General features: G+C 63.5%; 13 protein-coding genes. 7 read left to right on the top strand and 6 right to left on the bottom strand.

Annotation, left to right across the window (positions count from 1 at the left end; translation table 11 throughout):
• The first annotated feature begins 62 nt into the window (after window positions 1–62).
• Both BLR92_RS00065 and BLR92_RS00060 read left to right on the top strand, forming a co-directional pair.
• A complete protein-coding gene (locus BLR92_RS00065; RefSeq protein WP_089724315.1) occupies window positions 63–1,289 on the top strand; it encodes an exonuclease SbcCD subunit D C-terminal domain-containing protein in 1,227 nt (408 codons plus the stop codon).
• The gene (locus BLR92_RS00060; protein WP_089724313.1) at window positions 1,286–4,591 is read left to right on the top strand and encodes an AAA family ATPase; all 3,306 of its coding nucleotides are present in this window, start codon (window positions 1,286–1,288) and stop codon (window positions 4,589–4,591) included. The genes BLR92_RS00065 and BLR92_RS00060 overlap by 4 nt, the downstream gene beginning before the upstream one ends.
• Here BLR92_RS00060 and BLR92_RS00055 read toward each other — a convergent pair.
• The 6 genes from BLR92_RS00055 to wrbA form a co-directional block, all read right to left on the bottom strand.
• Window positions 4,588–5,751 carry a mandelate racemase/muconate lactonizing enzyme family protein gene (locus BLR92_RS00055; RefSeq protein WP_089724311.1) on the bottom strand — a complete coding sequence of 388 codons (1,164 nt, stop codon included), beginning with the start codon at window positions 5,749–5,751 and terminating at the stop codon, window positions 4,588–4,590. The two genes, BLR92_RS00060 and BLR92_RS00055, sit on opposite strands and share 4 nt — an antisense overlap.
• A 25-nt stretch (window positions 5,752–5,776) precedes the next feature.
• Window positions 5,777–6,235 carry a tripartite tricarboxylate transporter TctB family protein gene (locus tag BLR92_RS00050; protein ID WP_089724308.1) on the bottom strand — a complete coding sequence of 153 codons (459 nt, stop codon included), beginning with the start codon at window positions 6,233–6,235 and terminating at the stop codon, window positions 5,777–5,779.
• The gene (locus tag BLR92_RS00045) at window positions 6,232–7,803 is read right to left on the bottom strand and encodes a tripartite tricarboxylate transporter permease (RefSeq protein ID WP_089724306.1); all 1,572 of its coding nucleotides are present in this window, start codon (window positions 7,801–7,803) and stop codon (window positions 6,232–6,234) included. Before BLR92_RS00045 ends, BLR92_RS00050 begins: the two co-directional genes overlap by 4 nt.
• 107 nt (window positions 7,804–7,910) lie before the next feature.
• A complete protein-coding gene (locus BLR92_RS00040) occupies window positions 7,911–8,867 on the bottom strand; it encodes a Bug family tripartite tricarboxylate transporter substrate binding protein (RefSeq protein WP_089724304.1) in 957 nt (318 codons plus the stop codon).
• Window positions 8,868–9,216: 349 nt separating this feature from the next.
• Window positions 9,217–9,948, bottom strand: coding sequence for a FadR/GntR family transcriptional regulator (locus BLR92_RS00035; RefSeq protein WP_175488683.1), 732 nt, complete (start codon window positions 9,946–9,948; stop codon window positions 9,217–9,219).
• A gap of 89 nt (window positions 9,949–10,037) precedes the next feature.
• Complete coding sequence (gene wrbA / locus BLR92_RS00030; RefSeq protein ID WP_089724300.1) at window positions 10,038–10,643, bottom strand: NAD(P)H:quinone oxidoreductase; 606 nt, start codon at window positions 10,641–10,643, stop codon at window positions 10,038–10,040.
• A 130-nt stretch (window positions 10,644–10,773) separates the two neighbouring features.
• On the opposite strand from wrbA, the gene argE reads away from it, so the two are divergent.
• From argE to BLR92_RS00005, 5 genes are all read left to right on the top strand, one after another.
• The gene (gene argE / locus BLR92_RS00025; RefSeq protein WP_089724298.1) at window positions 10,774–11,931 is read left to right on the top strand and encodes an acetylornithine deacetylase; all 1,158 of its coding nucleotides are present in this window, start codon (window positions 10,774–10,776) and stop codon (window positions 11,929–11,931) included.
• Window positions 11,932–12,034: 103 nt separating this feature from the next.
• The gene (locus BLR92_RS00020) at window positions 12,035–12,793 is read left to right on the top strand and encodes a FadR/GntR family transcriptional regulator (RefSeq protein ID WP_089724296.1); all 759 of its coding nucleotides are present in this window, start codon (window positions 12,035–12,037) and stop codon (window positions 12,791–12,793) included.
• 260 nt (window positions 12,794–13,053) lie between these two features.
• Window positions 13,054–14,775 carry an IlvD/Edd family dehydratase gene (locus BLR92_RS00015; protein WP_089724294.1) on the top strand — a complete coding sequence of 574 codons (1,722 nt, stop codon included), beginning with the start codon at window positions 13,054–13,056 and terminating at the stop codon, window positions 14,773–14,775.
• A 63-nt stretch (window positions 14,776–14,838) separates the two neighbouring features.
• Window positions 14,839–15,858: a TRAP transporter substrate-binding protein gene (locus tag BLR92_RS00010; protein WP_089724292.1), complete on the top strand. Its 1,020-nt coding sequence runs from the start codon at window positions 14,839–14,841 to the stop codon at window positions 15,856–15,858.
• 98 nt (window positions 15,859–15,956) lie between these two features.
• Window positions 15,957–16,570: TRAP transporter small permease subunit (locus BLR92_RS00005; RefSeq protein WP_139171548.1), on the top strand; the 614-nt coding region annotated here is incomplete at its 3' end.

Here is a 16,570-nt window from a genome sequence, read left to right as displayed (position 1 = left end):
TTTGTTGTTTCAGCATAGAAGGGCTTGGACGATACACTGGTGGCCTATCCTAGGAGCAAGACGTGAAGCTGATCCACACCGCCGACTGGCATCTCGGCCAGACCTTTCATGGCCAGGAGCGCCATGTCGAACATCAGGCCTTTCTGACCTGGTTGCTCGACACCCTCGATTCACGGCGCCCCGACGCGCTGCTGATCGCCGGCGACATTTTCGATGTGGTCAATCCCTCGCTGCGCGCCCAGCAATTGCTCTACGATTTCATCGTCACCGCCCACGAGCGCCTGCCACGGCTCGAAATCGTGATGATCGCCGGCAATCACGACAGCGGCTCGCGTATCGAGCTGCCGGCACCGCTGATGCAGCGCCTGCACACCCATGCCCGTGGCCGGGTGAGCTGGCAGGACGATGGCCGGCTGGATGCCGAGCACTTGTTGATCCCGCTGCATGATGCCAAAGGCGACGTCGGCGCCTGGTGCCTGGCGCTGCCGTTCCTGCGCCCCGCCGAAGTCACCGGCGGCGGCATCGACGATTATGTCGCTGGCATCGCTCGCGTGCATCGCGAGCTGATCGACGCGGCGCGCGCCGAGCGCCGGGCCGGCCAGGCGTTGATCGCCATGAGCCATGCCCACCTGCAGGGCGCAAGCGTCTCGGAGAACAGCGAGCGGCCCATCGTCATCGGCGGCGAGGAGTCGCTACCGGCGAGCCTGTTTCCCGAGGATATCGCCTATGTCGCACTCGGTCACCTGCACCGCCCGCAACAGGTCGGCGAGGCGCGGATTCGTTACAGCGGCACGCCGCTGCCGATGGATTTCTCCGAGAGCAACTACCCGCATCAAGTCGTCGAAGTGACGCTCGATGGCGAACGCCTGGCCGGTATCGAATCGCTGCCGATTCCGCGCGCGGTGGAACTGCGCCGGGTGGGTCCGTTGCCACTCGACGGCGCACTCAGTGAGCTCGAGCGTCTCGACGAAGACGCCACGCTCGAGCGCGAACGCTGGCCGTGGCTCGAGGTCAGGGTCGATCTCGACGCGCCCTGCCCCGATCTGCGCGCACGCATCGAAGCCGCTCTCGACGGCAAACCGCTACGCCTGCTGCGCATTCATACCCGCTTTCCCGATGCCCAGCGCAGCGATGGCGCAAAGCGCGTGACGCTCGATAGCCTCGGCCCCCGCGCGCTGTTCAAACGCGCCTGGCAAGAACGTTACGGCAGCCCGCCGACAGCCGCGATACTCAGCGATTTCGATGATTTGCTACAGACGCTTCACGATGCCGAGGACCTCGAACCATGAAGATCCTCGCCATTCGTCTGGAAAACCTCGCCTCGCTGGCCGGTTTCCACGAGATCGATTTCACCGCCGCGCCGCTTGCCGATCAAGGATTGTTCGCGATTACCGGCCCCACCGGCGCCGGCAAGAGCACACTGCTCGACGCCCTGTGCCTGGCGTTGTACGGCAATACCCCACGGCTGCGCCACGCGCCGAATCGCGATTCGCAGTTGTCCGATGTCGGCGATGCCACGCTGGCTACCGCCGATGCCCGCACCTTGCTGCGTCGGGGTTGCGCCAGCGGCTTCGCCGAGGTCGATTTCGTCGGTCGCGACCAGCATCGTTATCGCGCCCGCTGGGCCGTGCGGCGCGCCCGCGACCGCCACGATGGCCGACTTCAGGCCGCCGAGCAGTCGTTGACCGACCTCGACGACCAACGCCTGTTGACCGCCCAGAAGCGTGAATTCGAGCGCCTGCTGCCCGAGCGCCTGGGGCTGAATTTCGACCAGTTCACCCGCGCGGTGCTGCTTGCGCAAAGTGAATTCGCGGCCTTTCTCACCGCCGACGACAACGCCCGCAGCGAACTGCTGGAAAAGCTCACCGCGACCGGTGAATACTCGCAAATCTCGATCGCCGCTTATCGCCGCGCCCGCGATGCGAAACAGATTGTCGAGCAATGGGAAGCCAGGCTCGCCGACGACTTGCCCGCCGAGCCCGAAGCCCGTGCCGAGCTCGAGCGACATGCCCAGCTCGCCCAGGGTGAGCTGGAAGACGTGCTGCGGCACGCCAAGCGCCTGGACACCCGAGCGCAGTGGCACGCCACGGATACCAAGCTGCGCGAAGCCCACGCTGAGGGGGGCGACCGGCAGCGAGACGCCGAGGATCGATGGCAGGACCTGGCCCCCGCCCGCGCCGACCACGAGTGGCGCCGTCTGCTCGCGCCCCAGCGCCACCGCCTGACTCGCCAGGCCGAGCTGCCTGGCGAGATCGCCCGTCTCGAGGTGACACACACCCAAACGCGTGAGGCCCTGGAACACGCTAAGGTCACGCACCGAACCGCTGCGCATGAACGCGATCAGGCGGAACAAGCCCTCTCTCAGGCCGAAACGGCTCGCCAACAGGCCGAGCCCATGTTGCGCCAGGCCCGCGACCAGGCCCAACGGCTTGCCACCCGGGAACACCAACTGGCGGAGCTCGAAAACACCCACACCGAGCGCCGCAGGCAGGCGGATGAGCTGGCCACGCAGCGCCGACAAGCGGGCGAGGAACAGCAACGACAGCGCCAACAGCACGACCGCTGGCAGGCCACCTTGCGCCAGTTGATGGGCGATCACGAGCGGCTGGAAGACACCCGTCGGGAAGCCCAAAGAGCCCATGATCGTGCCGCCCAACGCCGCCTGGCACTGGGCGAGCTGGAAAGCCGCTGGCAGGAGGCCCACCGCGCCGACCAGGCGCTGCGCACGCTAAAGGAACGCCTGACGGAGGACGAGCGGCGACTCGAAGAGCTGGTCTCGCAAGGTCAGGCCGCGCGCCGGCGCCTCGATGACACGGACGGCCGCCACCGGACGATCCTCGAACTGGTCGAGCGCAGCCGCGCGGTGCGCAGCGAAAGCGTCGCGAAGCTGCGCGAGGGCCTGCAGAGCGGCGAGCCCTGCCCGGTGTGCGGCGGCCTCGACCACCCCTGGCGCCATCACCCGCCGACCACACCGGAATCCGCGCAACTCGCCGCCCAACAGGCGGAAGAGGAGCGCCAACTCACCCAGGCGCAGCAAGAGCGGGACCAGGCCCAACAGCAACGCGACGACCTCCTGGGCCAGTACCGCGCCCTGGAAGCATCGCTGCGTCAGCGACGCCAGGACCTCGAGGATGCCGAGCATCGCGGGACCAAGACCCGTCGGGCACTCGACGACCATCCGCTGCACGACGAGCTGAACGCCATCGATGCCGCCGAACGAAACGCCTGGCTGGCGCACCAGCGCCAGGAAGCCGAAGCCACGCGGGCGCAACAGGAACGGACCCTCAACGAACTGACCCGTGCCGAGACCGAACTGGCACCGCTGGAGGAGGCACTACGCCAGATCGAGCTGACGCTCACCCAACTCGACACCCAGCAATCCGGCCTCGACCAGGAATTGGCTAGCCTGGCCGAGCGGCTCCCGCCGCTGCGCGGCGAGCGCGACGCGATCGCCGCGCGCCTCGAGGACCTGCTCGGCGACCACGCCTCGCCAGACGTCTGGCAGCGGCACCTCGACGCCCGCCAGGACAGTGCCCGCCAGGTGCGGGATGCGGCGCTGGCCAGGCTCCATGAGGCCCAGCAGAATCAGCAACGCCTCGCCCAGCAGGCGCGCTACGAGGATGACCGCCTCACCGGGCTACGCGAGGAGCGCAGCACCCTGGATCGCGAACTGACCGAGTGGCGCGGGGCGCATCCTGAACTGAGCGATGCCGCCCTGGCGAGGTTGCTGGCCCAGTCCGACGACGAGGCCAGCCGCCAGGAACGGGCGCTGATTGACGCTGAGCAGGCCCGCCAGCAAGCCAGCGCCACCCTGGCCGAGCGCCGCCAGGCGCTGATCGCCCATCGCCGCGACCAGGAGCTGGCCGAGCGCGGGGAAGACGACGAGGCGCTGCTGGGGGGCGAAGCGGAAGCCAAGATCCAGCGACTACGGGACGCGCTGGCCGGCGAGCGCGAAGCACTCGCGCCACGTCTCGACACGGCCCAGGCGCATCGCGACGAAGCCGCCCACGTCCTGCGCGACGACGACGGCAGGCGCGAACGCCAACGAGAAAGCCAGGCCAAGCTGGAGGCGGCCCGAGCCGAGCACCGCCGCTGGGGCAGTATCAGCGAGTTGATCGGCTCGGCGGATGGCAAGGCCTTCCGACGCATCGCCCAGGCCTACAACCTGGAGCAGTTGCTGGAGCACGCCAACGCCCATCTGGCCACGCTGTCGCGCCGCTACCGGCTGGTACGTGGTGGCAGCGAGTTGGGCATGTTGGTCATCGATGGCGACATGGGCGACGAACGGCGCTCGGTGCACTCGCTATCCGGCGGCGAAACCTTCCTGGTCTCGCTAGCGTTGGCGCTGGGCCTGGCGTCAATGGCCTCGGGGCAACTGCGCATCGAATCGCTGTTCATCGACGAAGGTTTTGGCAGCCTCGACCCGCAATCGCTGGCGCTGGCGATGGACGCCCTCGACGGCCTGCAGGCCCAGGGGCGGCGCGTCGGGGTGATCTCGCACGTGCAGGAGATGCACGAACGCATCGCGCTGCAGATTCGCGTCGAACCCGCCGGCAACGGCGCCAGCCGAGTCAGCGTGGCGATGCGCTAGAAGTGCTTCTCGAACACCTCCATCAACTCGCGCTTGTCCTCGAAGCCGATACCCGGCACGCGCGGCAAGCGCACGCGGCCATTTTCGATCGGCGTGGAATCGGCGAAGCCACCGAAGGGCGCGAAAACGTGCGGATAGGATTCGTTGCCGCCCAGCCCCAGCCCCGCAGCGATATTCAGCGCGAACTGGTGCCCGCCATGCGGAATGCAGCGGCGCGGCGACCAGCCGCGAATGCGCAGCTCATCGAGCATGCGCAGGTACTCGACCAGCCCGTAGGAAAGCACCGGGTCCATCTGCAGGATATCGCGGTCGGCACGCATGCCGGCGTGGCGCAACAGATTGCGCACGTCCTGATGCGAGAACAGGTTCTCACCGGTCGCCGTAGGGCCCGCATAAGACTCGCAGAGCCGACGTTGCAGCGCGTAGTCGAGCGGGTCGCCGGCCTCCTCGAACCAGCGCAATCCATAGGGCGCCAACCCCTCGGCGAACTCCAGCGTCGTCGCGGTATCGAAGCGGCCATTGGCATCCACCGCCAGGCGCGAAGGATCGCCAACCACCTCGAGCGCCGCCTCGACACGCCGTAGATCCTCGTTCAGCGGTACGCCGCCGATCTTCATTTTGGTTTCGATGTAGCCCTGATCGAGATAGCCGCGCATCTCGTCGCGCAAACGGTGGTGCTCGTCGTCCGGGTAGTAGTAACCGCCGGCGGCGTAGACCGAGACATCCGCATCGGGCGTGCCGTCGCCGTGGCGCTCGGCCAGCACCTCGGCCAGTGGCCGATTCTCGACCTTGGCGACGATGTCCCATATCGCCATGTCGATGATGCCCACCGCCACCGAACGCTCGCCGTGACCACCCGGTTTTTCATTGGCCATCACGATGCTCCAGACCCGGAACGGGTCCAGATTGTTGCCGCTGTCATCCAGCAACGAGGCCGCCGGCGCCTCGCGCAAGCGCGGAAGAAAACGCTCGCGCAGCAGGCCACTCTGCGCATAACGCCCGTTCGAGTTGAAGCCATAGCCTACGACCTGGCGGCCATCGATAGTGACGTCCGTATAGATCGCCAGTATCGACACATCCATCTTGGCGAAGGAAATATAGGCATTGGCGATCTCGGAGGCGATGGACACTCGCGCCTCCCTGATATCGGTAATTTTCATGCGGCTTCTCTTATGGCAGAACACATCAGGACCAGAGGCTTCCGGTCGGTAGCCTGACACTCAATATTTCGGTAAAGGCCAGATAGAACACGCCGATCAGCAGCGCCATGATCGGCACCCACATTGCCAGGCGGCGTGCCGATACCGGCGTCTCTATTCGGGCCAGAAACCAGGTGAAGCCGAAGAAGGCGATGGCCGTTGCCAATAAAAAGCCCAAGATGCCGATCGCATACCACCAGGCGAACAACACCGCGATAGCGATGATCAAGCGTAATGGGCTGCCTTCGATCTCGACTTGGCGCTCGGCGGGTTTGACGAAGGCCTTGATCACCAGCGTGAGCGCCAGCAGCACGGTAATGATGATCATGGCTCGCGGAAAGATGATGCTGAGCCGCCCCAGTTCCTCGCGGGGTAGCCAAAGTATCGCGGCGAACGCCAGGCCCAGGATGCCCGCGGCCAGATCGGTATTGAGGCGCACGATCATGGCTTGCTCTCCTCTTCACGGCTGCCCTTGTCGGAGCCTGTCTTATCCGGATTCGCCTTGGCCATACGGCCACTACGCTCCAGCCAGGCGGGCAGCAATGATGTCGCGGCACTGAGCACGACCAGAACGACCAGGACCTTGGATAGGGGGTTCTCGACCAGGCCCAGCCACGGAATGGGATCGGCTATGGAGATCAGCATGGTCTGCACATAACCTTTTTCGGCGATGATACCGAGAATCATGCCCAGCACGATGGGCGCGGCGTAAAGGCCGATCAAGCGCAGGAAATACCCGAGCGTGCCCAACAGCAGCATGAGGCCGACATCCAGAAAGCTGTTACGCAAGGCATAGGTGCCGAGAATCGTGACCATGGTGATACTTGGCAACAGGAAGTAGTACGGGGTCTTGACGACCACTCGGTGAATCAACCGTCCACCAAGTAGCCCGACCGGCAACAGGAACAACGCCGCGAAACCCATCGAGAGAATGAAGCCATTGGTCAGCACGCCGGTCTCGGTGAATAGATCGAGACCCGGGCGCAGGCCATGCATGAGCAACACCCCGAGAATGATCGCATCCGGCGGCGCGCCGGGAATGCCCAGCGTCAGCAACGGCACCATGCTACCCGCCACCATCACGTTGTTGCTCGATTCGGAGGCGACCACGCCATCGACATTGCCCTTGCCGAAGGACTCCGGCTTGCCGGAAAACCGCTTCGCTTCGTTGTAGGCCACCAGACTGGTGACATTACCGCCGGCCCCGGGAATGATCGCGATGATCTGGCCAATGATGCAGGATCGGATCAAATTGACCGGCTTGAGGAAAATATGCCTGCCCATTTTGCGGATGGCACCCCCAACGCCACCTTCGAGCTTGCCGCTCTCTGGCAGGGCGCCACGCCCCTGGGCCGCCATCGAGAGAACCTCCGGCACCACGAACAGCCCAATCAATGCCACGATCAAGGTGATCCCACCCTGCAATGCGGGAATGCCGTAGATGAAGCGGGTCTCGCCACCGATCGGCGAAACGCCGATCGTGCTCAACAGAATGCCGATACAGCCGCCCATCAGCCCCTTGAGCAGCGAGCCGCTCGACAGGCTGGCAACCAGCGTCAGGCCCAGCATCGCCACCCAGAACATCTCCGCCGGGCCGAATACCACGGCCAGCCGGGCAAGCGGCGGCGCCAGCAAGAGCAGGAAGCTCACCCCGACGATGCCCCCGACGACCGAAGCGATGGTCGCGGCGGCCAATGCCTCGTAGGCACGCCCCTGACGCGCCATCGGATAACCATCGAAACACGTGGCAATCGATGAAGGAGTACCTGGTGTATTAATCAGAATGGCAGTGAAGGCACCGCCATAGATCGCGCCCATGTAGACGGCGCCCAATGCCATCAGGCCCTGCAAGGCGTCCATCGTGAAGGTGAAAGGCAGCAGCACCGCCAAGGCCATCGTGGCGGTCAACCCTGGCAAGGCGCCGATGAACAACCCCGCGGTCACGCCGACCAGAATCGTAATCAATCCCTTGAATGTCAGAATCGACATCAAGGCTTCTACCAGCATCTCCATGAACCGACCTCGCTTATGCCTTCGTTCATGCGCGACGTACCAACGTCAGTCCCGCCCCGCCCCTGACGGGACACATGACCGATAGGGGCGGGATGTCTCGCATCAGTTCACTGAGCCTCGGCGTCCTCTAGAATCGGCTGGTAGGCGGTCTTCAGTTGCTGAATCACCTTGTCGACTTCTTCATCGGTGATATAGGTCATGACGAAACCGAGCGGCTCCTGCTTCTCGGTGATACGTTTGTTGGCCTCGGTGAAGGCCTTTTCGAGTTTGGTGACGACCTCTTCGGGCGTACCCTTGGGAACGGCCACGCCACGATAGGCGCCACCGACCAGGTCATAGCCAAGCTCCTTGAAGGTCGGCACGTCCGGCATTGCCGGCACTCGCTCCTCGGATGCCACCGCCAGCACGCGAGCGGTGTCCTCCATCTGTACGCCGAGCATCGAATAATTGAAGATCCCCGAGACATGGCCGCCCTGCACCGCGGCGGGCAGTGGCCCGGTCCCGGTGAAGGGAATGTAGGTCACGTCGATACCCGCCTCGCGCTCCAGGCGCAGCACGCCCAGGTGGTTGGCGCTGTAGGTGCCGCTACCGCCCAGCGTGACCGCCTCGGGGTTCTCCTTGGCATAGGCGACGAGATCATCGAGGGTCTTGAAGGGACTGTCCTGGGGCACGATCAAGGCATTGGGCGTGAAGTGATAGAACATCACGATTTTCCAGTTATCGGTTTCGTAACCGGCATTCGTGCGCATGATCGGCTGGGCGATGATGTGCGGGATGTTCACGCCGATCAACTCGTAGCCGGTCGGTTCGGCGCTATTCTGGAATTCGCTCCACCCGACCGCGCCACCGCCACCGGGGCGATGCGTGACATTGACGTTCACGCCGAGAATTTCCTCGAGATGCGGTTCCTGGAAACGCGCGGTGATATCCGATTCGCCACCGGGATCGAAGGGTATCGTGTAGGTAATGGGCTGCTCGGGATATTCGGCGAATGCCACGCCGGGCATTCCCAGGGCCACTAACAGAGACAATGAACCCACCCACTGAGTCGCTGCGATCTTCATGTCGTTCTCCTATGTTCTTGTACTTGAGCCGCGGCTCTGGACCTCTCGTGTCGTTGTTATCCGCTTGGCTTCGAGCTACCGACCCTCTCAATCGAAGCTAGCAGAGTTGTAAAATCTGTCAATTTGCCAGGCGAAGGACACCGTCAGGCAGCGACAAAGATCGTATGAAAAGCGATTTTCCCATCAAAAAGACGTAGAAAGTCTCATGAAATGAGTATAAAAACTCTAATTAATCTATTGATATAAATATAAAAAACCACGGATAACTAACCGACTACAGAAAATCCTTATCGGCTTGAGTAACGAGTTGTCAAAGTAATAGTGTTTTTTGACATTCGCCGTCAGCGACTCATCCTTCGAAGACGCGCCGCCGGGAATTACCGATATGCTCACGCATGCGCTGGCTCGCCCGTTCCGAGTCGCCCTGGCGAATGGCATGGAAGATGCCGGCGTGTTCTTCCTGCACTTCGGGCAAGTGGTGACCGGGGCGACGCAGGCCCAGGTTGCGTGCCAGGTTCTGGCCGAAATTGATTTGCGCTTTCAGCGACAGCAGGGTGTCGCTGAAGAAGCGGTTGTTGCTCGCTCGGGCCACGGCCAGATGAAAGCCGAAGTCGGCATCCACCCCGAGTTCGCCGGCATGAATGCACGCTTCCAGGCGCTGCAGGGCACGCTCGATATCCTGGATCGCCGACGAATCGGCATTCTGTGCCGCCAGGCGTGCCGACTCCCCTTCCAGCGCTGCTCGAAACTCGAAACAGCGCTGCATATCCGCCAGGCTTTCCAGCGGCGCGAAATCCAGCATGGCGCGATCCGGCCGACGCTTGACGAAACTGCCCGCGCCGCGATGCGAGCGCACCAGGCCGTCGTCTCTCAGTCGGGCGAGCGCCTCGCGCACGATCGGCCTCGACACCTGATTCATGCGCGCCAGTTCGGCTTCCGAGGGTAGCTTTTCGCCTTCGCTGTAATCGCCCTTGAGGATGTGTTCGACGATATCGGCATAGACGCGATCGCTCAGCTTGGCCGACCGCTCGAGTACCTCGGCCGCTGGCATGGAAATGGAGTCGCTATGCTTACCCGTCATCGTTTGGCGTTCCACTGTAGACCCAAGGGACAGGATCAACATACCGCAGACCTTGGCGGCGGTCAGGTCTGCGTGGCATCGGCGTCGCCTCAGGACGCCAGCTTGCTCGTCAACTCGGCAACGTGCTGGCCCTGGAAGCGCGCGATGGTCAACTCGTTGTCACTGGGCTGACGACTGGCGTCGCCACCGGCGATGGTCGTGGCACCATAGGGCGTGCCGCCGGACACTTCATTCAGCTCGCTCAATGCTTGGCAGGAGTACGGCACGCCGACCACCACCATGCCCAAATGAAACAGCATGGTATGAATGGACGTCAGCGTGGTTTCCTGGCCACCGTGCTGGCTGGCGGTCGAGGTAAAGGCGCTGCCGACCTTGCCGACCAGCTTGCCCTGGGCCCATATGCCGCCGGTCTTGTCCCAGAAATTGCGCATCTGCGAAGCCATGTTGCCATAGCGGGTTGGCGTGCCGATGATGATCGCGTCGTAGTCCACCAGCGCGTTGGGGTCGTCGAGCTGCGGCGCATCCTGGTCGCGTTTGTAGCCCGAGCGCTCGGCGATGTCATCGGGCACCAGTTCGGCCACGCGGCACACGTCGACCTGGGTGCCACTCACGCCGCGCGCGCCTTCGGCCACGGCCTTGGCCATGGTTTCGATGTGTCCAAAACTCGAGTAATAGATCACCAGCACCTTGCTCATGGATCGCTCCTTCGCAAATCAAAACGTCACTACAAGATGGTGCAGCGACGCTTCTCGGTCAAAAGCCCTGCTTACGCTCAAGCCGGCATGCTAGGCTGACGAAAAGACGACGACTCTGGAGAATTCAGCCGTGCGATCCGCTCAACAATTTCTCGAGACATTGGTCGGTTTCGCCACCGTTTCGCGCGATTCCAACCTCGAGTTGATCCGTTTCATCGAAGACACCCTGGCCGAGTACGACATCCCCTGCCAGCGCGTCGAGAACGATGACGGCAGCAAGGCCAACCTGCTGGCGCGTATCGGCCCGGCGGTGGCCGGCGGCGTGGTGCTGTCGGGGCATACCGATGTGGTACCGGTCGACGGCCAGCCATGGTCCAGCGACCCGTTCAGCCTGATCGACAAGGGCGATGGGCGCCTCTATGGGCGTGGCAGCTGCGACATGAAGGGCTTCATCGCCTGTGCCCTGGCGCAGGTACCGAGCTGGGTCGAGCAGGACCTGAAACGGCCGATCTATCTGGCCTTCTCCTACGACGAAGAAGTGGGCTGTCTTGGCGCGCCGCGACTGATCGAGCGCTTGATGGCCGACCACCCACGCCCCGACGCGGTGATCGTCGGCGAACCCACCATGATGGCGCCGGTGGTGGCGCAGAAAGGCGTCACCAACCTGCGCACCACGGTCACCGGTCGCGAGGCGCATTCGAGCCAGGTCAATCAGGGTGTCAGCGCGGTGCATGTCGCCGCCCGGCTGGTCACCAAGATCGAGGACATCATGGCCGAACTGCGCGCCGAGGGCCGTATCGACGACGCCTTCAACGTCGCGCATTCCAGCCTGCATGTCGGCAAGATCCAGGGCGGCACGGCGATCAACATCATGGCCCGGGAGTGTCACTTCGATTGGGAGATCCGCCACCTGCCGCAGGATAGCTTCGAGACGGTTTTCGAGCGCTTCGGTGAGTACTGCGAACGCCTCGAAGGCGAACTCAAGGCACGCGCGCCGCAGGTTGCCATCCACACCCAGAAGCTGATCGAGACCGTGCCGGCGCTGGCCGACCGCGACAACGCCGCTGCCTTGGATCTGTGCCGCGAACTGCTCGGCGAGCGCGCCAGCGAAGCAGTGGCCTACGCCACCGAGGGCGGCCAGTTTCAGCGCGCCGGCCTGCCTACGGTGATCTGCGGGCCGGGCAGCATCGCCCAGGCCCACCAGCCCGATGAATATCTCGAGGTAACGCAGCTGGAGGCCGGCGTGGCGTTCATGCAGGCACTGGGCGAACGCCTGTCGCGCAACTGATCCCTGGCGGCATGCGCCGGCAACCAGGGATCGGCGCATGCCGCATTGCCGAAATGTCCGACATATGGCAGCTTGATAGCAAAACTTTCAGGACATTTCTTTAGTGACGGCAAGAACACCCAAGCCCGCGCGACGCCCGAACGTCGCCGAAGCCCTCGCCGAAGCCATCTTCTCCGGCGATTATCAACCGGGCGATTTCGTGCCCAAGGAACTGGCCCTGTGCGAGCAGTTCGCCATCAACCGCTCCGCCGTGCGCAGCGATCTACGCCAGTTGGTCGACGTGGGCATCATCGAGCGCATCTCGGGGCACGGCTCCAAGGTACGCGAATATGCCGAGTGGAACATTCTCGACCCACTGGTCACCGAGTGGCTGACCCGCTACGCCGCGCCCAACCCCAAGATTCAACGAGAGATCCTGGCCTTTCGCCTGGATGTCGAGCCCTATGTCGCCATGACCGCCGCCAAGCGCGCCACGGCACGCGACCTGGTCGCCATCGAGGAAGCCTTCGAGGGCATGGGCCAGAACCTGCATAATGCCAGTTGCCCCGAGGAGCGGCGCCTGCATAGCGACTACGATGTCGCCTTCCATGCCGCGATCTTCAAGGCCACGCATAACATCGTCTGGTCACAGCTCTCGCATATCCTGCGTCCATCCATCTATCTATTGGTGTCGATGTCCAACGTCAGCGCCACCGACCCCGAGGATAGTCTCGAACGTCATCGCCAATTGATGGAAAGCATTCGTGCGCGTCGCCCACGCGATGCCTTTTTGGCTGCCCAGGCCGTGCTTGCCGGCACCGCCCAGGCGCTGGGCCTGGACGCTCCGGAATCCTCGCTGGGTCACGATCTCGATATCGCTTAGCGACTGCCCTCCGTAAACCGAGCATGAAGCCGAGTCCCGGCTTCATCTCGATCTCCTGTAATTCCACCCGCTACCAGGCACGACAGTTCTCACTGCCCTGCTGCCCTATTCAATCGATGCCAAAGCCCCGAGCGTGCTTTCGAAGCTGAATGCGACGAAAGTATATGTTGAACATAACTATTATATGTTCAACATTTAAAGGCATTCCTGCAACATACACGAGGCACTCGCCTCGATGACAGACGACAAGGACACCTTACATGGGCAAACGCATCCCTCTTCGTTCGCAATCCTGGTTCGGCGGCACCGACCGCGACGGCTTCCTGCACCGTAGCTGGATGAAGAACAGCGGACTGCCCGACGATGCCTTCGATGGACGCCCGATCATCGGCATCTGCAACACCTTCTCCGAGCTGACCCCGTGCAATGCGCATTTCCGCGAACTGGCCGAGGACATCAAGCGTGGCGTCATCGAGGCCGGTGGCCAGCCGTTCGAATTCCCGGTGTTCTCCTGCGGCGAGACCAACCTGCGCCCCACCGCCATGTTGTTTCGCAACCTCGCCTCGATGGATGTCGAGGAGGCGATTCGCGCCAATCCCATCGATGGCGTGGTGTTGATGGCCGGCTGTGACAAGACCACCCCATCGCTGCTGATGGGCGCGGCCAGTTGCGACCTGCCCACCGCGCTGATTTCCGGTGGGCCGATGCTCAACGGGCGCTTTCGCGGTCGCACCCTGGGTTCGGGCACCGATGTGTGGAAGTTCTCCGAGGACGTACGCGGCGGCCAGATGAGCGAAGAAGAGTTCTTCGCCGCCGAGAGTGGCATGCACCGCTCGCCTGGCCACTGCATGACCATGGGCACCGCCTCGACCATGGCCTCGATGGCCGAATCGCTAGGCGTCGCCCTGCCCGGCAACGCCACCTGGCCAGCGGTCGACGCGCATCGCCGGCGCCTGGCGCGAATGACCGGCCGGCGCATCGTCGAGATGGTCCGCGAGGACATGAAGCTCTCGCAGATTCTGACCCGCCAGGCCTTCGAGAATGCGATTCGCGTCAATGGCGCCATCGGCGGCTCGACCAATGCCGTGATTCACCTACTGGCGATCGCCGGGCGCGTGGGCGTCGAGCTGTCACTCGACGACTGGGATACCTACGGTCGCGACGTACCCTGCCTGCTCGACCTGATGCCCTCGGGACGCTTCCTGATGGAAGACTTCTGCTACGCCGGCGGCCTGCCCGCGCTGATGAAGCAGATCGAGGACCTGCTCCACGGCGATGCCCTGACCGTCAACGGCAAGACCGTCAGCGAGAACCTGGCCAAGGCGGAATGTTTCAATCATGAGGTGATTCGCCGTCGCGACAATCCGCTCACCCCGCAGGGCGGCATCGCCGTGCTGCGTGGCAACCTGGCGCCGCAAGGCGCGGTGCTCAAACCTTCCGCCGCCACCGAGGCACTCATGCAGCATCGCGGTCGCGCGGTGGTCTTCGAGACCATCGAGGACTACAAGGCGCGCGTCGACGACCCCGATCTCGAGATCGACGCCGACAGCATCATGGTACTCAAGGGCGCCGGGCCCAAGGGTTATCCGGGCATGGCCGAGGTTGGCAACATGCCGCTGCCCAGCAAGCTGCTCGAACAGGGCGTGCGCGACATGGTGCGGATTTCCGATGCACGCATGTCGGGCACCGCGTTCGGCACGGTGGTGCTGCACGTGGCCCCGGAAGCCTCGGTGGGCGGCCCGTTGGCACTGGTGCAAAACGGCGACGAGATCGAGCTCGACGTCACCGGACGCAGCCTGCACCTGCTGGTCGACGACGCCGAGCTCGAACGCCGCCGCCAGATCTGGCAGGCACCGCCGCCGGCCATGAATGGTGGCTACCAGAAACTCTATATCGATCATGTCCAGCAGGCCGATACCGGCGCCGACCTGGATTTCCTGATTGGCTGCCGGGGCGCGGCAGTGCCTCGCGAAAGCCATTGACGCCCTAAGGGCGACGTTCCCAAGCTCGCAGCACAACAACAAACGCTATATGGAGCCTCAATCATGATCAGACTCAAACAGCTCGTCATCGCCACCAGTTCGGTACTGCTGCTCGGCGCGTCCAGCGCCTGGGCAGCCGAATACGAATGGAAGTTCCAGGCCTCGGAAACCGCCGGCGAGCCCAGCTTCAAGATCAAGCAGGAGTGGGCCGAGAAAATTGGCGTCATGACCGACGGCCGGGTGGAAATCGAGGTGATGCCGATCAACTCGGTGGTCGGCCCCACCGAAACCCTGCAAGCGGTCAGTACCGGCATTCTCCAGGGCCACATGACCGATCCCAGCTACTTTTCGGGCCAGAACCCGGCCTTCGGTATGCTCGGCAATCTGGTCGGTGCCTGGAGCGACCCCTACGATTTCCTCGAGTACATGAAGCAAGGCGGCGGCGAAGAACTCTACAACGAACTGTCCGAGCCGTACGGAACGCATCTGATCTCGGCGGCCACCTTCCCGCTGGAATCGATCCCTTCCACGGTGCCGATCGAGTCCATCGAGGATTTCCAGGGGCTCAAGATCCGCGCCCCACAAGGCATGGTCTACAACATTTTCGAGCGCATCGGCGCCACGCCGGTCAACCTGCCCGGCTCCGAGGTCTATACCGCGCTCGAAAAAGGCGTGATCGATGCCGCCGATTCCACGGTGCTGTCCAACAACGATGCCATGGGCATACATGACTTCGCCCCCTACCCGCTGTATCCGGGCTTTCACTCCATGCCGATGATTGCCGTTTCCATCAACAAGGAGATCTGGGACGGCTTGCCGGAGGGCCTGCAACTCACCCTGGAAACCGCTTTCGACGCCATGGCTTATGATTTGATCGCAAGCCTGCAGGAGCAGGACATCGAGACGCTGCGGGAACTCAAGGCGGACCCCGACGTGCATCCCTTCGACCTGCCCGCCGAGGAACGCAAGCAGTTCCGTCAAGCGGCCGAGAAGGAGTGGAAGGAGTGGGCCGGCAGGAACGAAATGACCCAGAAAGTCTACGAATCCGCGACTTCCTTCCTGAAATCGCGCGACCTGCTCTGATGCTTTGATCTGAATGGTTGGGGCCGAGTTATCGGCCCCGCCTCTTTACCCTTTTCTTCTGACCATCGCGGCGTGATTCAACGCCGCGTGGAGGAATCATGTCCAAGCTTTACAAGGACGATCAGGTAGCGCCCGGTGACGATGAAATCGTCCTCGGGACGGCCGGCGAACCACCCGGCGAGGAAACCGACCCGGCGCGCAACGCCTTCGACGCCCTGGTGGTGCGCGGCGGTCGCATCGCCGCCTGGCTGGTGTTCATCGCCATGGCGATCAGCGTCTTCGAGGTGATCATGCGCTACGCCTTCGATTCGCCCACCTCGTGGGTGCACGAGTCGGTGGTCATGCTGGTCGCGGCGACCTTCGCCCTCGGTGGGCCGGTGGCGCTGGCCGCCAACAAGCACATCCGCGTGCGGGTGCTCTACGACAGCGCCGGGCCGTCGCTCAAGCGCTGGCTCGACCGCTTCAACGACCTGGTGACCTTCGTTTTCTGCGTGGCGATGAGTTACGCCGCCTTCGTGATGTTCTGGGACTCCGCCCACAATCCCTTCGGCGAGTGGTCGCTGGAGCGCTCGGGGACCTCCTGGAACCCGCCGTTTCCGTCGCTGGCCAAGGGCATGATCATGCTCGCGCTGATGATCATGACGTTGCAGGCGCTGCTGCACCTGATCCAGTCGCTGCGCGCACGGGCCACGCCCCCGTCCCACGATCGCGG

Source organism: Modicisalibacter muralis (assembly GCF_900102945.1).
GTDB classification, from domain to species: domain Bacteria; phylum Pseudomonadota; class Gammaproteobacteria; order Pseudomonadales; family Halomonadaceae; genus Modicisalibacter; species Modicisalibacter muralis.
Note: the sequence above shows the minus strand (reverse complement) of the source record. Positions and strands in the feature narration are given on the sequence as shown.

Excerpts from the sequence above, each read along its gene's own strand:
- BLR92_RS00060 (WP_089724313.1), top strand. The coding sequence starts at position 1,286 with ATGAAGATCCTCGCCATTCGTCTGGAAAACCTCGCCTCGCTGGCCGGT.
- BLR92_RS00055 (WP_089724311.1), bottom strand. The coding sequence starts at position 5,751 with ATGAAAATTACCGATATCAGGGAGGCGCGAGTGTCCATCGCCTCCGAG.
- BLR92_RS00050 (WP_089724308.1), bottom strand. The coding sequence starts at position 6,235 with ATGATCGTGCGCCTCAATACCGATCTGGCCGCGGGCATCCTGGGCCTG.
- BLR92_RS00045 (WP_089724306.1), bottom strand. The coding sequence starts at position 7,803 with ATGGAGATGCTGGTAGAAGCCTTGATGTCGATTCTGACATTCAAGGGA.
- BLR92_RS00040 (WP_089724304.1), bottom strand. The coding sequence starts at position 8,867 with ATGAAGATCGCAGCGACTCAGTGGGTGGGTTCATTGTCTCTGTTAGTG.
- BLR92_RS00035 (WP_175488683.1), bottom strand. The coding sequence starts at position 9,948 with ATGACGGGTAAGCATAGCGACTCCATTTCCATGCCAGCGGCCGAGGTA.
- wrbA (WP_089724300.1), bottom strand. The coding sequence starts at position 10,643 with ATGAGCAAGGTGCTGGTGATCTATTACTCGAGTTTTGGACACATCGAA.
- BLR92_RS00015 (WP_089724294.1), top strand. The coding sequence starts at position 13,054 with ATGGGCAAACGCATCCCTCTTCGTTCGCAATCCTGGTTCGGCGGCACC.
- BLR92_RS00010 (WP_089724292.1), top strand. The coding sequence starts at position 14,839 with ATGATCAGACTCAAACAGCTCGTCATCGCCACCAGTTCGGTACTGCTG.